Origin of the sequence: Peribacillus deserti, from assembly GCF_002863585.1 — a bacterium.
Taxonomy (GTDB): Bacteria; Bacillota; Bacilli; order Bacillales; family DSM-1321; genus Paraperibacillus; species Paraperibacillus deserti_A.
In genome coordinates this window covers 1-20,521 of record NZ_PGUY01000078.1, presented here as the reverse complement: position 1 = coordinate 20,521, position 20,521 = coordinate 1, and the positions used below count along the sequence as shown (strand labels likewise).

The following is a 20,521-nucleotide window of genomic DNA, read 5'->3' as shown; positions in this document are numbered from 1 at the left end:
TTTATTAAATGAATTTAGCCTAAAGGTGATGAATATGGATTATACAATCAGATTGGACAAACAATTAGACTCAAATTTACTTCTTTTAAACGAATCAACTTTTGAGGAAATTAACGTAAACACACACCAAATTGTTTTGCAATTTGGCAAGTTTTCAAAGGTTCTTTCAATAATAATCAACGACCGAATTCCGGATAAAGTAATTGCTATTTCCCCATACTTATCTGATCAGCTTTTCATTCCAGAACTTCCCTACGATTGTTATTTTGAAGGAAACAGGCTAAACATAGGACCTGTCATTGGGTTTATTCCTCAGAAAAAATTTTATAATAACCCAAAAGAGATGATGATGCGCTTTTCAAGATACAACGAAATTAAAGGACTTATTGTAATGTTTAGGCCAAAAAAAATAGACAGATTCCGTCACACTATTGAAGGGTACTACCTAGATCCGGAGAAAAAACAATTTATCAAAGGAATTTTCCCTTACCCGAATGCAGTATTCAACAGGGTTCGATTGTCAAAGCAGACTGCGGCGCTCTTTATAGATTCTTTGTTCAATTATCCCAACAATATAAATAAACTCAAATTCTGGTCTATAATGAATGAGCATTCAGAACTGAAAGCTTATATACCTAAAACATTGGAATTAACAGACACGAAAAGCCTGCTTAATATGCTTAATTCGTGTTCCTCTATTTATTTAAAACCTTATAACAAGTCTCAGGGAAGAGGGATCCTGCATTTAAAAAAGACTGGGGAAAGCTACCTATTAAAAGACGGTTCTTTTAATTCAATTTTTTTAAGAAATGATGAAGAGTTAAAAGAGATACTTTCAAAGAGAGTTAAGGGTACCTACTTACTACAACAAGAAGTTGGCAGTAAGATTTCTGGAAAGAAAATAGATTTCAGGGTTTATTTCCATAAAGATGAAGATCGTAAATGGTATCTATCTGGTATGGAATCAAAAATAGCTAAAGAAGGCAGCATCATTTCAAACTTCAAGAACAGAGATCACATGATGCAGGGAGAAAAGGCTTTAGAGGAGTTTTATCATTTAAACCCTGATAAGGTTGAAAAATTAAAAGAGCGAATATTCGATATCTCTGTTAAGGCAATTAAGGAAATAGAGAAATCTGGCTATCTATTAGGCGAGGCTGCTATGGATTTGATCATAGACAGTGAATTGAAAATATGGCTGCTGGAGGCTCAGCTTAATTTCGCAGCAGAAAAAAAGCTGGCAAGATCTGAGGATGAAAGACGTGTTCTTCCAACTATCCTTCCAGCTCCATTTATTTATGCGAAAGCATTGACTGGATTCGGGAAAAAAGGGAACAGCCATTAAACAGGATGGAGGGTAGCCAGCTTACCCTCTTTTGATACCATTGAATGAACATCCCGTATGGAATAGAAAGGCGGTTTTCTCAATGTTTAATCTAAAAATAAATAAAGAGCGCCAGCAAACTATTAAAATGAGTGCACAAACTCTCGTTCAATTAAATATCTCGACTGATCACATCATATTGCACTTCGGTCAATCCATAACAAAGTTAGAAATTGTCATTAACAATGTAATTGATAAAGGAACGCTGATTATCCCTCAAAAAATATCAAACAATATAAGCATACCCGAGGTTTCATATCATTTTTATTTTCAAGGAAATCACCTATATTTAGGACCTGTAATAGGTTTTCTGCCCGAACGGCTCTTCTACAATAATCCTAAAAAGCTAAAGATGCGGTTAGCAAAATATAATCATATCAAGGGACTTATTTTTATCTTCAGGAAAAAAAATATCAACAAAGCTAAAAAGACCATTCGCGGTTTGTTCTATGATCCTGTTTCACAAAGCTTTATTAAAGGCAGCTTTCCATACCCCTCTGCCATTTTCACACGTGTCCGCATTAAGAATAAAGAGTATAGCTATTTGAAAGAACAAATAGGTGACCGTATATTTAACTACCCTTACGATAATGTAGATAAATTCAAGTTCTGGCAGGTCTTATCCCAATTCCCCGAAATTAAAAAGCACTTGCCATATACAGAGGAATATACAAACACGGAACAATTAATCCAATTCTTATCAAAATATGAGTCACTGTATTTAAAACCCGTCGGTCTCTCCCAAGGAAGAGGCATTTATCACCTCAAGCACCAACATGGAGGATTTATTCTTACTCCAGGGTCCGGCACACAGCTTTATCTTCCCGCAAAGGAAGATCTCGCAAAGGTGCTTAAGGCAGAGATTAAGGAAAACTATATCATCCAAGAAGAAAAAAGAGCCGTACCAGGCATGGACAAAATCGACTTCCGCATTTACCTTCAGAAGGATCTTCATAAAAAATGGAACTTTTCTATAATGGAAGCCAGACTGGCTAAAAAGGGAAGCGTAATAACCAATTCTTCAGGGAGACAAAAAGTATTGGATGGCAAGATTGGCCTCTCTGAAATCTATGGATTTAATAAAGAAGAAACTAATCAAATAACTGACTATGTGTTCTCCCTTTGCAAAAAAGTCCTGAATATAATGGAAAACAACTCCTATCACTTGGGAGATGCAGCCTTCGACTTTATTATAGACAAAGATAGAAGAATATGGCTTCTGGAAGTGCAGCTAAATTATGGAGCTGATAAAAGGCTGGATATGGCCGATGAGGATAAAGTTTCTCTTCCCTTTATTCTTCCAACACCATTTGAATATGCAAAAGCCCTTGCAGGTTTTAATAGAAAGAATATGTTCGTTACTGAATTTTTTTGATTAGCTTCTTTCTTCTTGCAAACAAGGACTCTACCACAACCCCTCATTCAGTAACGGAAAATGACAAATTTATAGGGAATACCTTCAAAAGAATTCAAAAACTACAACAAAATATGGGGCCAATAGCTTTGACCTGGCAATTCATTCATTATTTACTTGCCTCAATAAACAGCCTTACTTACTTAATGGCTATATTAAAGGTTAATGTGGATTTTTGCATGTGTTGATTGGAGCGGAAGGTGCGAGACTCCTGCGGGAGAAGCGTGTCTTGGGAGACCCCGCAGAAGCGGAAGCGACGAGGAGGCTCCCGGAACGCCCGCGGAAAGCGAGCGCCTGCAGCGGAAATCAACATAACAAGTTTAACAGAGCCTGCTTAATATATGGTTCACCGTAACGCATTAAATGGGGTTTAATTTGAACCATCGACACTTAATTAGTACACATCATGATAATTAAGAATACTATAGGGATGTAAAAATTCTTTGAAGGGGTTAAAACTAATTAAGCTTCTGTTACCAGTTAATAATAGGCGGTGTAATGAAGATTTTCGGGTAAGATAGTTTTATTTATTGAGAATGTAGATAGTCAAACTCGTAAATTATTAAAGGAAATAAAATTAGATATTAAATTAATTCCTATTAAACGAGCAGTATCTGAACGCAAGTTTTTAATCGTTGATTATCGATTTTCTCTATATTATAAATATTTGCTTGCAGAAGGAACTCGTTATAATAATATCCTTTTAACGGATATCAGGGATGTGTTTTTTCAAACCAACCCTTTTCTGGAAAACTGGAGTAAGACCTCAATAGCAGTTACAAAAGAATCATGGTTAATACGTCAAGATAATAAATATAATGTAAAATGGATACTGAGAAAGTTTGGAAAGAAAGTATTATCAGCTATACAACACCAATCTATTCTTAATGGAGGGACCATTTTTGGACCAACACAGTTTATGATTGAGTTTTTAAAAGAAATGACACATGTGTTATTTGATAATAAATATGTACGTGTATCCGATCAAGCCAGTCTTAATTATCTAGTTCATACAGACATTATAAAACCGGTGGCATTTTCAGACAATATAAGCGGTCCGATTATGACATTAGCTTGGGAAAATCAAATTAAAACCAAACGGAAATGTTGCTTCTGTGTTGCATCAGTATGATCGGCATGATCATTTAATTAAATTGCTGCGAAGTAAAGTTAATATCTAATGTTAAACAACTCATTGGGGATTGACCATTAATTTGATTAGTATAGTGCCACCTTACCTTGTCAATGTTGGATCGGGGGTCAAATCTCTCTCAGATCATAAACACAGTTATCTCAAGGATGTACTGCTCAAGGCTCATAACATTGAACAGTTTAAGGGTCGCGGTAAACCTAATACAACTGCGAGAGACCACTTCACAAAAAAATTGTGAGGTGGTCTTTTATTATGTTAATCAAACTTCAAACCAGGAATTCCTAGATAACGTTTGGTTTACATTTTTGCAGGCAGCCAAAATATCAAAACCCCTTCCACTTCACAAGAACTAAATTGCTAGGAAAACACTCATAAATTCTTTTCAAAGTTGATTATAAGCAATTCAGATAAATTTATATGTTTTAAATAAATAGGAAAAGTTTTTTACCTATTTTAGGTTATTCCATTATTATAAAAGGAAAGAAAAATAGAGCCTACTATCGTAGATACGGTGGGCTCCATAAGTTATAATAATTCTTTAAATTAATATCCTTATTCTTTAACTAAATAATACTGTGATTCGGGGCCTTTACCAGAAACCCTAACACCTCATCTTAATTGCTTCATCTGCTAATGTTACTTGTCTTTCGTATCCCAATTCCCTTTTTATTCAGATACATTGCGGAGTACCGCACGATAAATAGGTACAGTTTTTTGATAACTAAGAAAAAGATATTACCTTACTACTCAACAGGGGAAATTTTATTAAAGTCTAAGATCTTAAGCATACAAAGGTATATTTAATTCATTCTATAACTGTTGGATCTTACAAAGCCTGCTATCTTGTATCTTCATACAATCTGCGGTGCCTGGAAAATAGCCTGTTCCTTTTTCCTTATTAAAATATAACTTCTTTTCGTAGTACTTTTTCGAGTAATTCCTGTAGTGCATCCTGATTATAAATATTAGTTTCCTTGTTTTTCTCCAAGATTTTTTCACACCAGCGTTGTGCCAATTCAGTGGTCTGCATCATATTATCAGCAAGACGTAAATGGATCCAAAATTCCTGTTCGGTCGGAGTAATATTTAGTCTTTCTAATTGTTCCAAAATAATTCTGTGACTGTTTAGGTGTTGTTTAATACTAAATTTATTACTGACTTGATTAGGATGCTGTCTATATTTTAAGAGGACCTCCGGCAAAGTAACCAATTTTGTCTTTTCAGAAAGAGCTACCCATAAATAATAGTCTTCAGCATGCTCATATTTTCTATATTTAATATTTTCCAGAACTTTTTTTCGAAACATAACGGTTGGGTGAGGGATGCAACATATGAAAAGCAGCTTACATTTTAAATAATCGGGGTCCGTTGGGTAATACCACTTAACTTCTTTATCAATCAGTTCTAAAGCAGTTCCACAAACACCAATATCCGGATGTTGTTCCATAAACTCCACTTGTTTCTCTAACCTTTCTGGCAAACTGATATCATCACAGTCCATTCTAGCAATATATTTGCCCCTGGAAAGAGATAGTCCTTTATTTAAAGTTTTGATAAGACCGATATTTTTCTTATTACGGACCAAACGAATACGAGGGTCTTTGTACTTTTTAATGATTTTTATACTTTTATCTTTAGAACCGTCGTCAATAATTAGGAACTCAAAATTCTTATAAGTTTGACTAAGTATGCTGTCAATTGCCTGTTTTAGATACTTTTCCCCATTGAATACGGGCATTAGAACAGTTACTTTTATTTCTCCCTTTTCCATTATAAAAGTGATTCCCCTTCAATATATAATGTTTCTAAAGTTTCTCCACTTATCGCAAGGACACAAAGAGATAAGTTAATAAAGAACCCCGCATTAAAGACGTTAGGTTCCTTTAAGGAAGAAATAACCCTCATTTACTTATGGTATGGTGCACCAAATAACATATCTAACAGGGTACATTCTCCTGTTTCATAAAAAGCCGAACTTATTTATGGTACGGTTCACCTTATCCATTCAAACAGTCAATATATCTTGTACAAGAAGTTACTACTATGAGGTAAGGTATATTATTTTCGAGTTCAGCTTTAGAAAGTTATTTAAAAACCGTAGTAATATTTATAAGATGATTAAAAACTCATATAGTTCTGCTAATTTTGGATAACGTTTCCTAACCTTTTTAACTGCTTTAGCACAATTATCCAAAATTTCAACACTAACTCCAGCCTCTTCAGTAAGACGAATGATATCTTTTTGCTCAGAAACTAAAAGGGCGGCGTGACTCAATAGAGAAGTTATTGTATCACTTATTAAGGTAAATTCGGACGGGAACTGTCTTCGCAACTCTTCATATTCAAATGCATATCTGTTTAATTTTATTAAATTTTTTTTAAATGCAGGTACCATGGAGAGAATAAGCAGCTTAGGTTCTATCTCTTTATATTTGGCCTGAAAAGTATACAGATTTTTGCGATGTTCCTGCCAATTAGAATATAAGGATATGGGATGTTCCTGATGATAGGCGATGGCTGTTTTATCATGAATAAACCTTGTCCCTTGTTTATGCAGCCTATAGCCTAAATCCCAGTCCTCAAGACCGAATCCTACAAAACTTTCATCAAATCCCCCTGCTTTTATGAATAGTTCCTTTGATACTGATACGTTACCTGAACAAAAGTTAATCCACGAAAACCTAAAACCTTCTAACTCGTTTCCAAACTGATTTAATATATCGTTGTAATATTCCACACCGTAGGACCGTTTTTCTAGAATCTCCATATTTGTCATTTCTTCTGATGTTAATAACGTGATAGGTGATGATGATCCATCTAAATAAAATTGATCAATCAGCGTGAGCACCTGGCGATTATCCCCATAAAGAGCATGCAATTGGGAAATCTGTTCTAGATTAAACCCGGGAAACAACATTGTATATAATCTCTTCAGTTCCAGGCATCCTGAAACGACAAGTCCATCTTGTTCATTTTGGGCTAGATAATGAGTTTCAATTAGTGTTGGGGCGGCTATCATTTCTGCGTCTAGAAACACAATAATCCTACCTGAAGCATGTTCTACTCCTAAATTTCTTGCTTTTGATCTTCCAAGTGGAGATTCATTTCTTATCCATTTAAGTGAATACGGAGTAGTTAGCTGAGATCTAATATTAGGTGTTTCATCCGACGATCCATCATCAACAAAAATCACTTCCATTTGTGAGCAAGGGAATGTTTGTTTTTGAAGGGATTGCAGAGCATACAAATTTAGAGGGTAACGATTATACGATGGCATCACTACACTAACTAAAATTTCGGGGTTTTCCTTCATAATCTCATCCATATACTATTTGACCACTCCCAATCAGATAACTAGTACACTTCCTACGGTACAGGTAGTAATGTATTGTAAACATTCATAATATATATAATATTTCCACCTTTTCCTTTTGTGACTAAATATCTGAAAAACGTACTTTCACCTATACAGCCTTTAATCACTCTTACCTAACAATTACACACTCCTTGATAATTTCACTATAATATTATCCGTTTTCTCATAATGTTCATACTATGTTACAAGGAGATGGCATTTCAAACAGAGAAAAAGCGGATAGATAATCGGTAACAAAATTTGTGTGTGCCGCATTCTGATTGATTATAGTGCTTTAATTCTTTAGTAACGAAGTATTACTTTTTGAAGTTTTTCATCTCTAAAATCAAATAAGAAGGTGAAACATTGAAAGAAAGACCCGTTATTGCTATTACTGGTAGTGCTGGAAAAACAACAACCAAGGAAATGGTGTCATCAATACTAAGTAGAAAATGGAACATTTATAAAAGTTCAGGCAACTCTAATACTACTTGGGCAACCCAGAAGCATAAGAAAAACATTACAGATAAACATCAAGCCGTTGTATTGGAGTATGGAATGAACAGTAAAGGAACAATTGCTGCCCATTGTGAGACTATTAAACCGACAATCGGCATTATTACCAATGTGGGTACTGCTCATATTGGTAATTTTGGAGGGGAAATTGAAGGGATTGCTCTTTGTAAATCCGAACTCATTAAAGGGATGAAACAAACTGGAATTTTGATATTAAATGCAGATGATCCCAATTCTAAATTACTAAGTACAAGTGGGTTTAAAGGACAAATAGCCAAAGTTGGTTACCAGAATGACGCGGACTACTTTGCCTACAATATCCAATATAATAAAAAAGGCATGACATTTGACATAAAAATTGATGGAGATTCACATTCACTTTTTATTCCTATTTTTGGTCATCATCATGTTATAAATGCTTTACTTGCTATAGCAGTTACCCATCAGCTTGGTATTACTCCATACGATATAAAAGAAGGATTAAAAACCTTTCTAACTATGAAACAAAGACTCAAATTTTTACGTCCAGGAAGAGGAATCAATGTAATTGATGATACTTATAGTGCAAACCCCGAAGCAGCCAAAGCAGCTATTGATGTTCTTCAGAATATTGGTCATCAAAAAAAGATTGTTATTTTAGGAAACATGCTTGAATTGGGGAATTATTCTATACAAGGTCATCAAGAGGTTGGAAGGTATATCGCTGAAAAAGAGATGGATCTTTTATTTACAGTCGGTAATATGTCAAAAGAGGTAGGGAATGGGGCATTGGCTGCCGGAATGCCTGCCGATTCTGTAAAGCATTTTTCATCAAAAAAAGAGCTGCATAAATACCTAAAAAGAATACTTGAACCGAAAACTACGATTTTAGTAAAAGGTTCCAATAAGAGTAGAATGAAAGATACTGTTCAGTTTCTTCAAAAATTATTAAAATCGAGTAAATGAAATAACTAGTAAACGGATATAAAAGAAATGGGGATCTTTATAGTATGAATTCTCCACTGGCTAAAAACGCTAAATCAGCTATATTAATGAATATAAATACAGGGGAAGTTTTATTTGAAAAAAATATGAATAAACGACTTCCTCCAGCGAGCTTGACTAAAATAATGACCCTTCTCATTATTTTTGAGCAGCTTGGGATGGGGTCAATAACTCTTAAAGACAAGGTAAAACAAAGTCCAAATGCAGAATCTATAAGAGGCTCAAGAGTTAAATTTTATCCAAAGGAAGAAATAAGCGTTGAAGATTTAATCAAATGCATCGTCATTGCTTCAGCAAACAACGCTGCTGTTTGTATGGCAGAATATATTGCGGGATCCCTTCAGGAATTTGTGACAATGATGGGTATAAAGGCAAGAGAATTGAGACTCAAGAACACAAATTTTTTAAATCCGCACGGATTGGATCAGGCAGGACATTATTCTTCCGCTTATGATATGGCTATTTTATCTAGGGAAATTATTAAAAGCGGGGAGATATTGAAGTATTCAAGCAAATATAAAGACTTTATTAAAAAGGATAGCAAGAAACCCTTACAATTAATAAATACAAATAAGCTGTTAAGAAGTCATTCGGAAATTGATGGTTTAAAAACGGGATTTACGCCTCTATCAAAAGCTTGTCTTTCGGCAACTGCCAAAAAAGACAATAATCGCGTACTTGCTATTGTTTTAGGAGAACCAAATAAAAGAACAAGAGATTTAGAGATTATGGAGATGTTGGATTACGCTTGGCTAAAGATTCTTGGTTGATATCTTCTTACCTACTAGTCTCTACCGTAACAATTAGGATTTAAAAGATATCCTCGGCTGTTAAAAGTTCCTCTACAAATTCAACCATTTTATAATATGCAAGTCACGACATAGTGAACCATTGCCCCAAGTCCCTTCCCAAATAATTGATTTCAATTAACTGTTAACTGCAACTCAAAGCCTAAATCCTTGCAAGAAGCAAAGTTAAAGGGTTTTGATTTTTGTGTGTTCCTCACCCAGGTTAAACTATAACCCGATTAATGGACACTAAATAAAAAGTGCCTTTAATCGGGTTTTTTATGTCGTCAGATAGAACACCATATTAATAGAATTTTTGTGGATGGAGGATGGACATGAGTTATAAGCAGCTATATTCAGAAAATCAGATTAAAGAGTTAGAGAAGAATCCTAATGCTTTACGTGCTTTTAGCTCAATCTATTTCTTATCTACCTTAATTCAAACTCAGGAGCAATAAAGGAATACCGAAAAAATCCCTTCTCAAATATTTATTGAGCAGGGATTTAATATTGAGGTGATAGGTAAGGACTAGCCAGCCGTTCATTCTCCAAACCAACCCAAACGTTAGCTCAGGCAACCAACTTCACCCTCCCTAAACAAAAAGTTCCCCCACTCTATCCGTGAGGGAATATAAGAAATATCAAACTAAACCCAAAACACATTTGCTACTACGCTATCTTCTCTCCTTGACACAATAGAGAAAGGAAAGACAAAAAGTCCCTGCTGCCTGCTTGGTGAAAAGTTCTACGGTTCAAGAGTCCCGGAATTAAAGCATGAAGTATGTCCATATCATGTACCAAAGGTGTTCGAAAGAGGTTTTACGCTTTTATATTATTAAAAGGCATTGAACTTAAGCTATGTTGAACAATAGAGCGAGCAACATTTCTAGGCTTTCCATAAGAAGGGTACAGATGCCCCCCAATGCCAGGTCTTGTATTAGCTTCAATAATAATATAATTTGAATTGTCAGGCTCTTTTGTATGATCTATGGCAAGTATATCTACACCTATTATGTCTAGTCCAGGGATTATTAGTGAAACCCGCTCCGCAATTTCTTTAAATAATGGATGTACTTCTTCGGTGATATCATAGGAATCAGCACCTGTAGAAAAGCCCGCTTTCCAATCAATAAGAACTATTTCATCCTTACCTGGTATGCTGTCTAAATGGAACCCTTGATTGCGGATATTTGAAAGCCGATGTTGATTTACTTTAATTGATCTACTCCTAAGGTGCGGATTTTTTTTCCTATCTTTGTTCTTCTTTTTAATCAAGGTTTCTACCGTGTCAATACCATTACCTATAACATGGGGAGGGATTCGTCTTGCTACAGCCACACATTTATTACCTACTACGAGGTATCTGGCTTCAATACCGCCAATAAATTGCTCTTCAACAAGTATTCCCTTATTAGAAACTGCTATAGCTTTATCCCAAGCAGTTTCAAAATCCTTATTATTACTTACTCCGACTGTTACACCAATACCCTTTTTTCCGTCAACAGGTTTTAATACACAGGTCCTCAAGCTTAGGGCAAACTCTTTAGCTTCCTTCTTTTGATGCTTCTTAAATAGTTCACCTTTTGCTATGCATAGCCCGGCTCCACTCATAGCTTTCCTTGCTGCATGTTTATTTTTTAATATTTGACGACCAATTAAGGAGGTATTTGAAGACTCTGTTTGCCGAAAACGCAATTCATTAATTCCAACATGAACTATTAGATCTTTGCCTGTAACTCTCGATTTGTAACCTAGTTTGGCAAACTCTCGTGAAATTAGTTTATTTGTTGAAAACCTTTTTACTTTATAAGTATTAGGTGTTATCCCAATTAATGGTTTAAATACTTCATAGCCTAGACTTATCACATCATAATTTTTGGATGAGGTTTCCCAGTGTTGTTCTCTATACAAAATAAAAACCTCTGCTATCTTTTTTAATAGAAAATACATTTTGATGTTGCGTATTAGATTTCTCTATCAATATTTGTTGAATTTCCTCTGCTTCACTTTCGTTCACGGGACGATTATTATATCCAGTTCTCCTGGGATCTGATTGGATAGGGTAAAATCGCTCTTTAATGTCCCACTTTCCGTTACGCTCCTCTATTTCCAGCCTTACAATAAAGCTATAGGGTGGAGCTTTGTATTTTTGGTAACGTCCGGGAGAATTGAATATAAAGTTACCTATTGAGTAGGCTATAATCCCTTCTCCCCTTTTCTCTAAAGGGTTAATCATATGGGTTCCATGAGCTAACACATAATTTGCACCAGCATCTATTAGTTCTCTGCAAATCTTTTTTATTTTTTGGGGTACCCGCTTGTAGTCATAACCTTGCCAGTGCGGACACACTACAATTATGGCTGTGGGATCCTCAGATCTCAAATTAGTAATCCGTTTTTTTATACTTTTTATTTTAAAGGGACACACACCCGGTTTCTCTTGTTCAGCAGAAAATGAATAGTCCTTCCAATATCTTTGAGAGGCCAGCAACCCTGCTAATATATATACTGATTTAGTTGTTTCCCCGCCCATTAATTGTATTCTTAATGGCTTAGATGCCTCAAGTATGTTAGCACCAACCCCAAAGCTATTGATACCTGCATCATTAAGCTGCTGAACCGTATTCAGCATGATTTCTGACCCAAAATCATTTGAATGGTTATTAGCAAGATTAACAGCCGTAACACCTAATCCATTTAGAACTTCAAGTGTTCTTTTTGGATTATCATAATTTGGGTATTGTTTGCTCTTATATACTTTTTTAGGATTTTCAGCTAAAACCGACTCAAAATTAAGAATAAGATGAGTACTATTTTCAACTAATGGTTTCACTCCTTCAAAGAATGAAGCGGGATCATTTGATAATCTCAGTAACGGCGACTTATCTTTTTCAAACTTTCTTAAATAGTAATCACCTAAACTGGTATCCCCTCCAAAAGTAATGGAGTATTTTTCATTCATCCTTACCCCTCCAATAAAACTTCAATTTATCACCTTTATTTATTAACTCATGCTTTGGAATTAAAGCTCATAATATAGTATTCCGAACATGACGTTCTAGTGCACCTAGTTAAAAAAGAATAAATAAATGGTAGTTTCAGTTTGCCTTGTGGAAGTAAAATGGACCTGACAGGTAAAAGGATAAGTAGAGAAGGGTCAATCGTTTTATCATTATCATTACTGGTCTGTAGCCATATTGACAAATTCTTGAATAATAGTGCCACCTTTTGTTATGGTCATAGTATTTTTGGTTCTATCCCAATATATATAGTTACCTTTATAGTAGATTAAATTGTAAAACGTTCATCTGTTATAGGAGATGACGATTCGAGTCCTCCTTCTGTAAATAAATAAAAGTTTAGGCACTAGACGAAACTAGCAATAATTCTCTTCCACATATATGGCGCACGCAGGCTTCTATCTTAATTCCGCAAGACGTGGATCCTGTAAAAACGGAGGCACACTAGCAGAAGGTAACCCCTGAATTTTATTCAGATCTTGTACCGAAAGATCTGAATGAAGTTGCAGACTTACCTAAAGCTATGGAACAGTCACGTTAGCAAAGTGTTAGCACGTCAAAAGAACGTGGCAAACAAAAAAATGCCTGGACCCCTTGGTAATCAAGAAATCCAGCCTTTTCATAAGGTTGTTTTCGCAAACTTTGTTGTTATTGTTATTGAACAAGGGGTTGATTGGAGCGTGAGGATGCTCGCTATCCGCGTGGCGGGCCCCCGAGCCTCCTCGGCTTCGCCTGTGGGGTCACCTGATCGATAAGCGGAGGACAGTGCTTTTGAAGAGAAGATCCATCCAAGAGCTGAATGATGATCTTTTTTAATTGGAGGCAAAACGCTAAAAGAAAAGCACACCTGATAAAGAAGACTTGCTAATTGGCAAGCGATAGCGAAGACAGAAGCTTAGTTATACTTTGTCTATATGTAGATTATTTGAAATAATGTGTTGATTTATAAGGGTTTTCTTTCCATTATATATAGTTACGTATAGTTAGTTATAGTTAGTTAATGTATGTTGTTAATGCTTTTCGTCAACGTGGAACAACCTCTTGTATTTAATAAGTTACATGCCTGTACTCTTACAGGTGGTAGACTTTTTCATCATAACGGTGACCCCTGTTCAATACAGAGATCACCTTCTTGAAACTGCCTAGTCTTTTTTAAAGATGTCCACTACAAGGGGTACACTTTACATGATTCTAATCAAAAATACAGGCTTTTTCTTTTATACGTATCGTTATGACGCCCCGATTTAAAAAAAATTAGATAATAGGGTAATTGAAACCATACCTCGGGTTGGTGTAATAAGGCGGTCTCCAACCTATTTCCGACATTGGCCAGGAATGATTGATATAATCCATCCTTACTTTTTGATCTGAATGGTTCATCAGCAATAGTTTTACTTCAGGACTAAACTCGAATCTCAAAGGGCTGCCTCCTTAACATTTTTTCTTACATTTTACCTTATTCGTACTAAATGGATATGGAGCAAGTACCACTTGCCTAAAACGGGTCATGAACCTACCCCTAAATCGATAGAAAGAGGGATTTACTTTATTGGGAAACAGGCACTTCGGTCGGTCGCCTAACATATGTTAAACATAAAGTTTATAACCTGGAGGTTTCCTATGAGTGAAGAAAATCAGTATCGTGATATGCCGGAAATGAACCAATCGCATATGTATCAACCGCAAATGTATCAGATGCAACCAGCTAATCAGTTGCCGCAGTACCAAATGCCTCAAATGCAACAAGCCAATCATATGCCACAATATGTTATGCCGCAAATGGGCCAGCATGCAGGTAATGTGATGGGGCAATATCAAGACGGAGATATGACGGGGCAATATCAAGATGGCAACGTGATGGGCCAGATGGATCAAATGAAACTGCAGCAGATCCAACAGGTGCAACAAGCATTTGACGCAAACAAAGTGGAGCATCCGTACCCTATGTACCCCAACTATGGGAAAATTACTCAATATAAGGAAATCCCATTAAATTTACCTGAACAACGTCAGCTTTTCCATCCTGGTGTGGAAGGATTAATGGTGCCCCGGCCGATCATAGAAAATCCAAATTATAAAGGAAGCGGAAAATTAAAGGGGAAGGTTGCGCTCATTACAGGCGGTGACAGCGGAATCGGGGCGGCTGTAGCGATTGCGTTTGCCAAAGAAGGCGCGGATGTAGCCATCGCTTATTTAAATGAACATGAGGATGCAAACCGGACCAAAATGAGGGTTGAGCAACTCGGCCAGCGTTGTTTATTAATGCCTGGCGACTTGCGGGATAAACGGCAGTGTGTCGCCATTGTAGAGCAAACCATAAGGACTTTTGGCCGCCTGGATGTACTCTGTAACCATGTAGGGATCCAGTTCCAGCAGAAGAGCTTGACTGACATTACGGACCAGCAATTCGATGACACCTTTAAGGTAAATATCTATTCTCATTTCTACACAACGAGAGCAGCGCTTCCATACATGAAACCGGGAAGCTCGATCATCGAAACTTCATCTGTAGTGACTTATGTTGGCGAAAAACAAATGATTGATTACACTGCTACAAAAGGCGCCAACGTCGGCTTCACCCGGGCACTGGCCAAAAACGTAGTGAATAAAGGAATCCGTGTCAATGCAGTAGCACCTGGACGGATCTGGACGCCGCTTATCGCTGCGAGCTTCTCATCAGACCAAGTGGCGGTATACGGAGCCTTTAATCCTATGGAGCGTGTGGCCCATCCATTTGAATTAGCTCCAACATATGTATATTTGGCATCCGATGATTCACGCTTTGTCACCGGCCAAGTGCTGCACGTGGATGGCGGAGAATCTACGCATTCATAAAAAAGGAAGCGAACATTTCCTCAATCTAGACATAATGCAACCGATTTCCAATTATTATGGGGGGAAGTCGGTTTTTTGTTGGTATGAACTTAAAAAAACCGCTCTGCTATAAACTGTACCTTTAGAGTAGACACTTTAAAAAGTCCACCTATAGGGTGTTTTTTGTATAATAAAGAAAAAATGAGATTTGGGAAACTTCGAATGAGTAAAAAATTTTTCGCGTTGTTTTATGGGCAAATATAATATGGCGAAACATCAAATAAAACAATCATTGATATATCAAGGTTCAGCCATTTTTATTAACTAAGATGAAGAGGAGGTAATATTTCTTTGGATGTAGGGGTTTCCGATGCTAGGAAGATTAAGACAACTGTCGGATGTGATACATCAGACCGTGTTACAACTATATTATATTTTGATTTTGAAGAAGTTAAGATAGAAATTCTTTAATAAAAGGCTTGATATGTACTGCAATTTGAAGAATTTAGTTATTAATGATGCTCTGTTCATACAGAAAAGGAAACTGGTATCAAAGATCGGCAATGGCTTTAAACCTCAAATGGATGATTATAGTAATGGTATAACCCACATAAGACAAACGATGTATTCGGATATCCTCTAAAATTATAAAAAATGCAAAAAGGGAAAAGAAGCTGTCTCTCTTTTCCCTTTTTATCAACAGTCCCATACCACAAGTTAAAAGAACTGGATCAAGCGTCCTATATGTCCATCTCCCACCATTTTTGTTCTTCTTGCTTCATCTGTTTCTCCGTTTGCTGAGGATAGGCAGTTCGGAATTTATGATGGTCAGCTGGTATGATTTCTACCATTTTTGCAATCATATCTTCTGGGTCAAACTGGTTCTTTAACCCTTCTTCCGCCTTTTTTATATCCTCTTTCCTCGTGAAGTTTTTCTCTTCATCGTACCATTTCCATAGCTCTTCTGCCGCGCGATCATTAAAGCCTGTCTTGAAGTCACCAGGGTTAATGGTGGCAACTTTTACTCCGAATCCTTGAAGTTCCAACTGCAGGGTATGGGCAATTGCTTCAATCGCATGCTTTGTAGCGGCATATGGACCGCCATATGGAGATGCCAAAATTCCAGAAATTGAACTCATAAAAACGATTTTTCCGCTTCCCTTTTCAACCATCTTCCGTGCAGCTATCTGTACTGTTTCCAAGGTTGCGAAAACATTTACCTCAAAAAGTGCTCGAAACCGGTCCATCGGCACCTCACCGAGCGGCCCTCGTTCATTAATGGCAGCATTTGCAACAAATACGTCAAAATCATACTTCTCAATCTGTTCCAGATCCAAAGGGTTCGTAATATCGACTTTAATCACTTCTATATCCAGTTCCAGGTCATTTGCTTCCCTCAGAAGGTCTGTTTTTTGAGAAGTCAGCTCTGTAGCCGCAATCACACGATGCCCTTTACTGGCAAGACCAATTGCTGCACCTCTTCCAAGCCCCGTGCCTGCACCAGAAATGAAAATTGTTTTGCCCATGTTAAATTCCTCCATTCGATATAGCATGCCAACTTATTGTTCCCAGGTAGCAGTAAGGGCAAACCCAACATGGAACAACTTTACCCGATTTCTGGCAGGATCAAGCTAATTCAACTGCCTGCAAGTGACATTATAAATGAGCAAGAATACAGAATTGTTGTAAAAAACCGTAGACGAATTAAAGCAGCATATATAATCCCGACTGGTTTTAGATCAGAGGCTATCAAGATCAAAGAATCACGAACAGCTTCTGAACCCTCAAACAGAGTTATCTAGATTTCCCCATGAAGATATCCTGATACCGGAATTACTACACCGACTCATTGATCGTATTGAAATAAAAACAGGTGGAACAGCGAGGATCTTTTATAGATTCTCGCTTCCATCTGCTCTCTTATTATTTATTATTAAAGAAGCAGTTTTCAACCAACCTCTTTCCCGCAAGGAAGAAAAGATTGCTTGAGGTGCATACCCTTTCAACTGCAAAGCCTTGTTTGGAAAGATCTGAAGGTCATCCTGCCTTTGTGTATCCCATTTCCCATAGCAATTTGCCTGCTTAAATTGAGACTTATCCTTATCAGCCAATATGAAACTCATTTCATTAGATGCCCATGATAACATCGATTCCAATGCTTGTTTTGGCCTGTCGATTTCCTCATTTTCTGGATATATGGGGATCATTGACTTGGCAGCTTTCCTTTAAAACGAATTACAGCGACTGAAAGAGGAAAACGAAATTTTAAAAAAGGCCATGCACATCTTCACCAAAAACCGAGCGTGATCTACTCATTTATCCAGGCTCACAGGGATGAACATACAGTATTGAAGATGTGCAGAGTGTTAAAGGTTTCAACTAGTGGTTATTACAAGTGGGCGAAGAACCAAGCGATGCCTCCCTCAAAAAAGGAAGAGCGTCGAAAAGAGCTTCAACAAAAGATTAAGAAATCTTATTACAAAAGCGGTAAAACATATGGTAGTCCAAGAGTGCATGCCGATTTAATTGACAGGGGTTATACAATCTCTCTGAAGACAGTAGCCCGTATGATGAAAGGAAATGGGGCTGATAGCCCTTCCTGAGGAAAAGTTTGTGGTTACGACAAATTCGGATCATGATATGCATGTGTATCCTAATTTATTGAACCGACAATTCGATGTTAAAGAACCAAATCAAGTATGGGTAAGCGATATTACTTACATTTGGACCCTTGAAGGGTGGGTTTATTTAGCTTCCGTTATGGATCTTTTCTCGAGGAAAATAGTAGGATGTAGTATGGATTCACATATGAAGAAAGAGCTTCCTCTGGATGCTTTGAAGATGGCGGTTATGTTAAGGCAGCCGGGCAAGGGATTGATTCACCATTCGGACCGAGGGTCCCAATACTGTTCAAAGGATTATACAGATCAAATGGAAATCAATCATATGCAAATCAGCATGAGTAAAAAAGGCGATCCATATGACAATGCCTGTATTGAATCGTTCCATGCCAGCTTAAAGAAAGAACTCGTATACAGAAGCCGTTATACAACAAGAGCGGAAGCTATAAAAGCCATCAACGATTATATTAGGAGCTTTTACAACGAAAGAAGAAGACACTCAACGTTAGGCTACCTGTAGGCTCTCCGTTATTATTTAATAACCGCCAGCAAATGTAGCTCCAATAATAATGAGTAGAATAAATAGAACAACGATTAAGGCAAAGCTTCTAGCAAAGCCACCGCCTCCGCTTTAGCCTTCGCATTCTGCTCCGCTACCGTAGCCGCAAAATCCCATAATCCAGACCCCCCTTGTCCATTAATGATATAGAGTATGCACTGAATTAAATGTTCGAAAGGGCAAATAACTATTGTGTATTTGGCAATTAAAAAATGCTGTTTATGGCAGTATGTTTCTTGAATGTGAAAAACCTGAAAATATGCAAGGAACGAATAAAAACTTGCATTTTTTCAGGTTTTAATAATTAGGATATTCAACAAAAGCCCCCTTTAGTTTAAGTGAAAGCATTCACAATATAAGCAATTCTATAATGTGCAAGTGGTTCTTTCACTCAGATTTAGAACAACAACACAGCCCCAAAATTCTTATAAATAATTTTTATTGCTTTTTCTTAATTTTAATTATTTGTCCTGCATATATTTTATCTGAACTAAGATTATTAAGTTCGATTAATTGTTCTAACGGGACGTTAAATCTAGTTGCAATTTTGGTAAGAGTGTCATCCGAAGAAATCATATAAGTTTCATACATTTCTTTTAGAAATTCTGAATAATGGATAATATCTCCGGTTTCCTTTAGTATCCCTCTTTTTTCTAATACTTCAAGTATTCGCCTAGCTCGATTTCGGTAGGAATGATTTTGGACAGCTTTTTTACCATTTTCACGTATTTGGTGTCTTTCAATATCATTATTTAAATAATATTGAATCTTAGATACTGTTTCCTTTTTGTTGGATGAAACAATTAAATCTTGATCTGGTGTAAATTTTTCACGAACTGCAGGTGTATCCGTTGTTAACAAAACGCCACCAGAACCAAGAATTTCGAAAGTGCGCATAGTAAGTTGCGAGCTTGAGTTTTGCAATCCAATAACGATTTTGGCAGAACTATAGACTTTATAGGCGTCCCTGTAGTCTAAATATCCATGAATCCATTTAGTTGGAATGTCTCTTCCAAAATAATTGGCCATTTTTTCCCAATGCCTACCCCAAAAGTCAACACGAATTCCTTCCTTAATAAGTGGCTTTATTAATGTCTTTAAGGCATCCGAACGGAACGCATTTGGATTTTTTTTAAGATATTTAGGATATGCATTCGCTACTACTGCTATGTCACAAAGATAGTTATTCAATGGTTGTACCGGGAAATGTACACTCTGATGGTACCCAAATTCTAAATGATCCGACTTGAAACCTAGCTCCTCATATTTTTGACATAATGAAGGTGTAACTGTAAAAACGAAATCTGGTTTTATTGCATTAATAAGAGGTATTGTAAAATTTTCTGTGTGTAAAGGGTCTTCAGTTGCCCAATAAACGAGCGGTATAGTTGTTTTCTTGATAGCCTTTCGGATCCACTCCCATTTTTCTTTAGAGTGTTCGTCTGTCCATCCGAGAGATATAATTAAATCTGGCTTAAACATATCTAGCATTTCTGAAATATTAACCTTACTTAATGGTCCAGAAACCATTACAGTATGCCCTTCTTCTTTAAAACCATTAGGTAAACCATAAATCCACATTGGGTGACTTTCTAGAAATAAAATCTTCAAACTTCACCATTCCTTATTAGTAACCTTTGTCTTATAAATATGTGAATGATCAAAAGCTTGTCACGGTATTAGTCTCTAAATTATTTATTTTAGAAAACCCGCCTATTAAGGAATACCCCCGCTCCAATACAGAACTAAATGGTTTTAACTTTCTTCACACATCTTCTTGCACTAAACTGCCCATTAATACAATAAGCACAGCTTAGCAATTATGTATAAAAATAAGCATCTATACATAAATTTACGTTTTGAGTAATGATTCAAAGTGATTAATTAACATACTGCCAAAACATACATCATTT

General features: G+C 36.5%; 17 protein-coding genes and 1 pseudogene. 9 read left to right on the top strand and 9 right to left on the bottom strand.

The window, feature by feature from the left end:
* Positions 1–34 precede the first annotated feature (34 nt).
* The 3 genes from CUU66_RS21995 (at position 35) to CUU66_RS21985 (ending at position 3,930) form a co-directional block, all read left to right on the top strand.
* Positions 35–1,345, top strand: coding sequence for a YheC/YheD family protein (locus tag CUU66_RS21995; RefSeq protein WP_257968103.1), 1,311 nt, complete (start codon positions 35–37; stop codon positions 1,343–1,345).
* Positions 1,346–1,427: 82 nt separating this feature from the next.
* Positions 1,428–2,759: a YheC/YheD family protein gene (locus tag CUU66_RS21990; protein WP_101645539.1), complete on the top strand. Its 1,332-nt coding sequence runs from the start codon at positions 1,428–1,430 to the stop codon at positions 2,757–2,759.
* A gap of 760 nt (positions 2,760–3,519) precedes the next feature.
* On the top strand, positions 3,520–3,930 hold the full coding sequence (locus CUU66_RS21985; RefSeq protein ID WP_101645538.1) for a hypothetical protein: 411 nt from the start codon (positions 3,520–3,522) through the stop codon (positions 3,928–3,930).
* Positions 3,931–4,849: 919 nt separating this feature from the next.
* Here CUU66_RS21985 and CUU66_RS21980 read toward each other — a convergent pair.
* Both CUU66_RS21980 and CUU66_RS21975 read right to left on the bottom strand, forming a co-directional pair.
* Positions 4,850–5,722: a glycosyltransferase family 2 protein gene (locus CUU66_RS21980; protein WP_101645537.1), complete on the bottom strand. Its 873-nt coding sequence runs from the start codon at positions 5,720–5,722 to the stop codon at positions 4,850–4,852.
* A gap of 336 nt (positions 5,723–6,058) precedes the next feature.
* Positions 6,059–7,276 carry a glycosyltransferase family 2 protein gene (locus tag CUU66_RS21975; RefSeq protein WP_101645536.1) on the bottom strand — a complete coding sequence of 406 codons (1,218 nt, stop codon included), beginning with the start codon at positions 7,274–7,276 and terminating at the stop codon, positions 6,059–6,061.
* A 396-nt stretch (positions 7,277–7,672) separates the two neighbouring features.
* Here CUU66_RS21975 and CUU66_RS21970 point away from each other — a divergent pair, with 396 nt between their 5' ends.
* From CUU66_RS21970 to CUU66_RS25140, 3 genes are all read left to right on the top strand, one after another.
* Positions 7,673–8,767 (top strand): UDP-N-acetylmuramoyl-tripeptide--D-alanyl-D-alanine ligase, encoded by a 1,095-nt coding sequence (locus CUU66_RS21970; RefSeq protein WP_101645535.1) that lies wholly within the window; start codon positions 7,673–7,675, stop codon positions 8,765–8,767.
* Between the two features lie 44 nt (positions 8,768–8,811).
* Positions 8,812–9,576, top strand: coding sequence for a D-alanyl-D-alanine carboxypeptidase family protein (locus CUU66_RS21965; RefSeq protein WP_101645534.1), 765 nt, complete (start codon positions 8,812–8,814; stop codon positions 9,574–9,576).
* A gap of 353 nt (positions 9,577–9,929) precedes the next feature.
* On the top strand, positions 9,930–10,052 hold the full coding sequence (locus tag CUU66_RS25140; RefSeq protein WP_257968102.1) for a hypothetical protein: 123 nt from the start codon (positions 9,930–9,932) through the stop codon (positions 10,050–10,052).
* Positions 10,053–10,413: 361 nt separating this feature from the next.
* Here the strand turns inward: CUU66_RS25140 and CUU66_RS21960 are convergent, their stop codons facing one another.
* The 3 genes from CUU66_RS21960 to CUU66_RS24475 all read right to left on the bottom strand — a co-directional run bounded on the left by CUU66_RS21960 (position 10,414) and on the right by CUU66_RS24475 (position 14,033).
* A complete protein-coding gene (locus CUU66_RS21960) occupies positions 10,414–11,505 on the bottom strand; it encodes a hypothetical protein (protein ID WP_101645533.1) in 1,092 nt (363 codons plus the stop codon).
* On the bottom strand, positions 11,498–12,556 hold the full coding sequence (locus CUU66_RS21955) for a CapA family protein (protein WP_101645532.1): 1,059 nt from the start codon (positions 12,554–12,556) through the stop codon (positions 11,498–11,500). Before CUU66_RS21955 ends, CUU66_RS21960 begins: the two co-directional genes overlap by 8 nt.
* A gap of 1,312 nt (positions 12,557–13,868) precedes the next feature.
* The gene (locus tag CUU66_RS24475; RefSeq protein ID WP_180955396.1) at positions 13,869–14,033 is read right to left on the bottom strand and encodes a hypothetical protein; all 165 of its coding nucleotides are present in this window, start codon (positions 14,031–14,033) and stop codon (positions 13,869–13,871) included.
* Positions 14,034–14,471: 438 nt separating this feature from the next.
* Here CUU66_RS24475 and CUU66_RS21945 point away from each other — a divergent pair, with 438 nt between their 5' ends.
* Positions 14,472–15,449, top strand: a complete 978-nt coding sequence (locus CUU66_RS21945) for an SDR family oxidoreductase (RefSeq protein ID WP_101645556.1) — start codon at positions 14,472–14,474, stop codon at positions 15,447–15,449.
* A 719-nt stretch (positions 15,450–16,168) separates the two neighbouring features.
* On the opposite strand, the gene CUU66_RS21940 is transcribed toward CUU66_RS21945, so the two are convergent.
* Positions 16,169–16,954: an SDR family oxidoreductase gene (locus CUU66_RS21940; protein WP_101645530.1), complete on the bottom strand. Its 786-nt coding sequence runs from the start codon at positions 16,952–16,954 to the stop codon at positions 16,169–16,171.
* A 366-nt stretch (positions 16,955–17,320) separates the two neighbouring features.
* The gene (locus tag CUU66_RS21930; RefSeq protein ID WP_142383764.1) at positions 17,321–17,539 is read right to left on the bottom strand and encodes a hypothetical protein; all 219 of its coding nucleotides are present in this window, start codon (positions 17,537–17,539) and stop codon (positions 17,321–17,323) included.
* A 243-nt stretch (positions 17,540–17,782) separates the two neighbouring features.
* Between CUU66_RS21930 and CUU66_RS25515 the strand changes: the two genes are divergently transcribed.
* Positions 17,783–18,031, top strand: a complete 249-nt coding sequence (locus CUU66_RS25515; RefSeq protein WP_374703022.1) for an IS3 family transposase — start codon at positions 17,783–17,785, stop codon at positions 18,029–18,031.
* The gene (locus CUU66_RS21920; RefSeq protein WP_101645526.1) at positions 18,009–18,569 is read left to right on the top strand and encodes an IS3 family transposase; all 561 of its coding nucleotides are present in this window, start codon (positions 18,009–18,011) and stop codon (positions 18,567–18,569) included. Before CUU66_RS25515 ends, CUU66_RS21920 begins: the two co-directional genes overlap by 23 nt.
* 15 nt (positions 18,570–18,584) lie before the next feature.
* Here the strand turns inward: CUU66_RS21920 and CUU66_RS25135 are convergent.
* Positions 18,585–18,665, bottom strand: a pseudogene (locus CUU66_RS25135) (YjcZ family sporulation protein); the annotation flags it as partial.
* A gap of 381 nt (positions 18,666–19,046) precedes the next feature.
* The gene (locus CUU66_RS21910) at positions 19,047–20,219 is read right to left on the bottom strand and encodes a glycosyltransferase family protein (RefSeq protein ID WP_101645525.1); all 1,173 of its coding nucleotides are present in this window, start codon (positions 20,217–20,219) and stop codon (positions 19,047–19,049) included.
* Between the last annotated feature and the right edge of the window lie 302 nt (positions 20,220–20,521).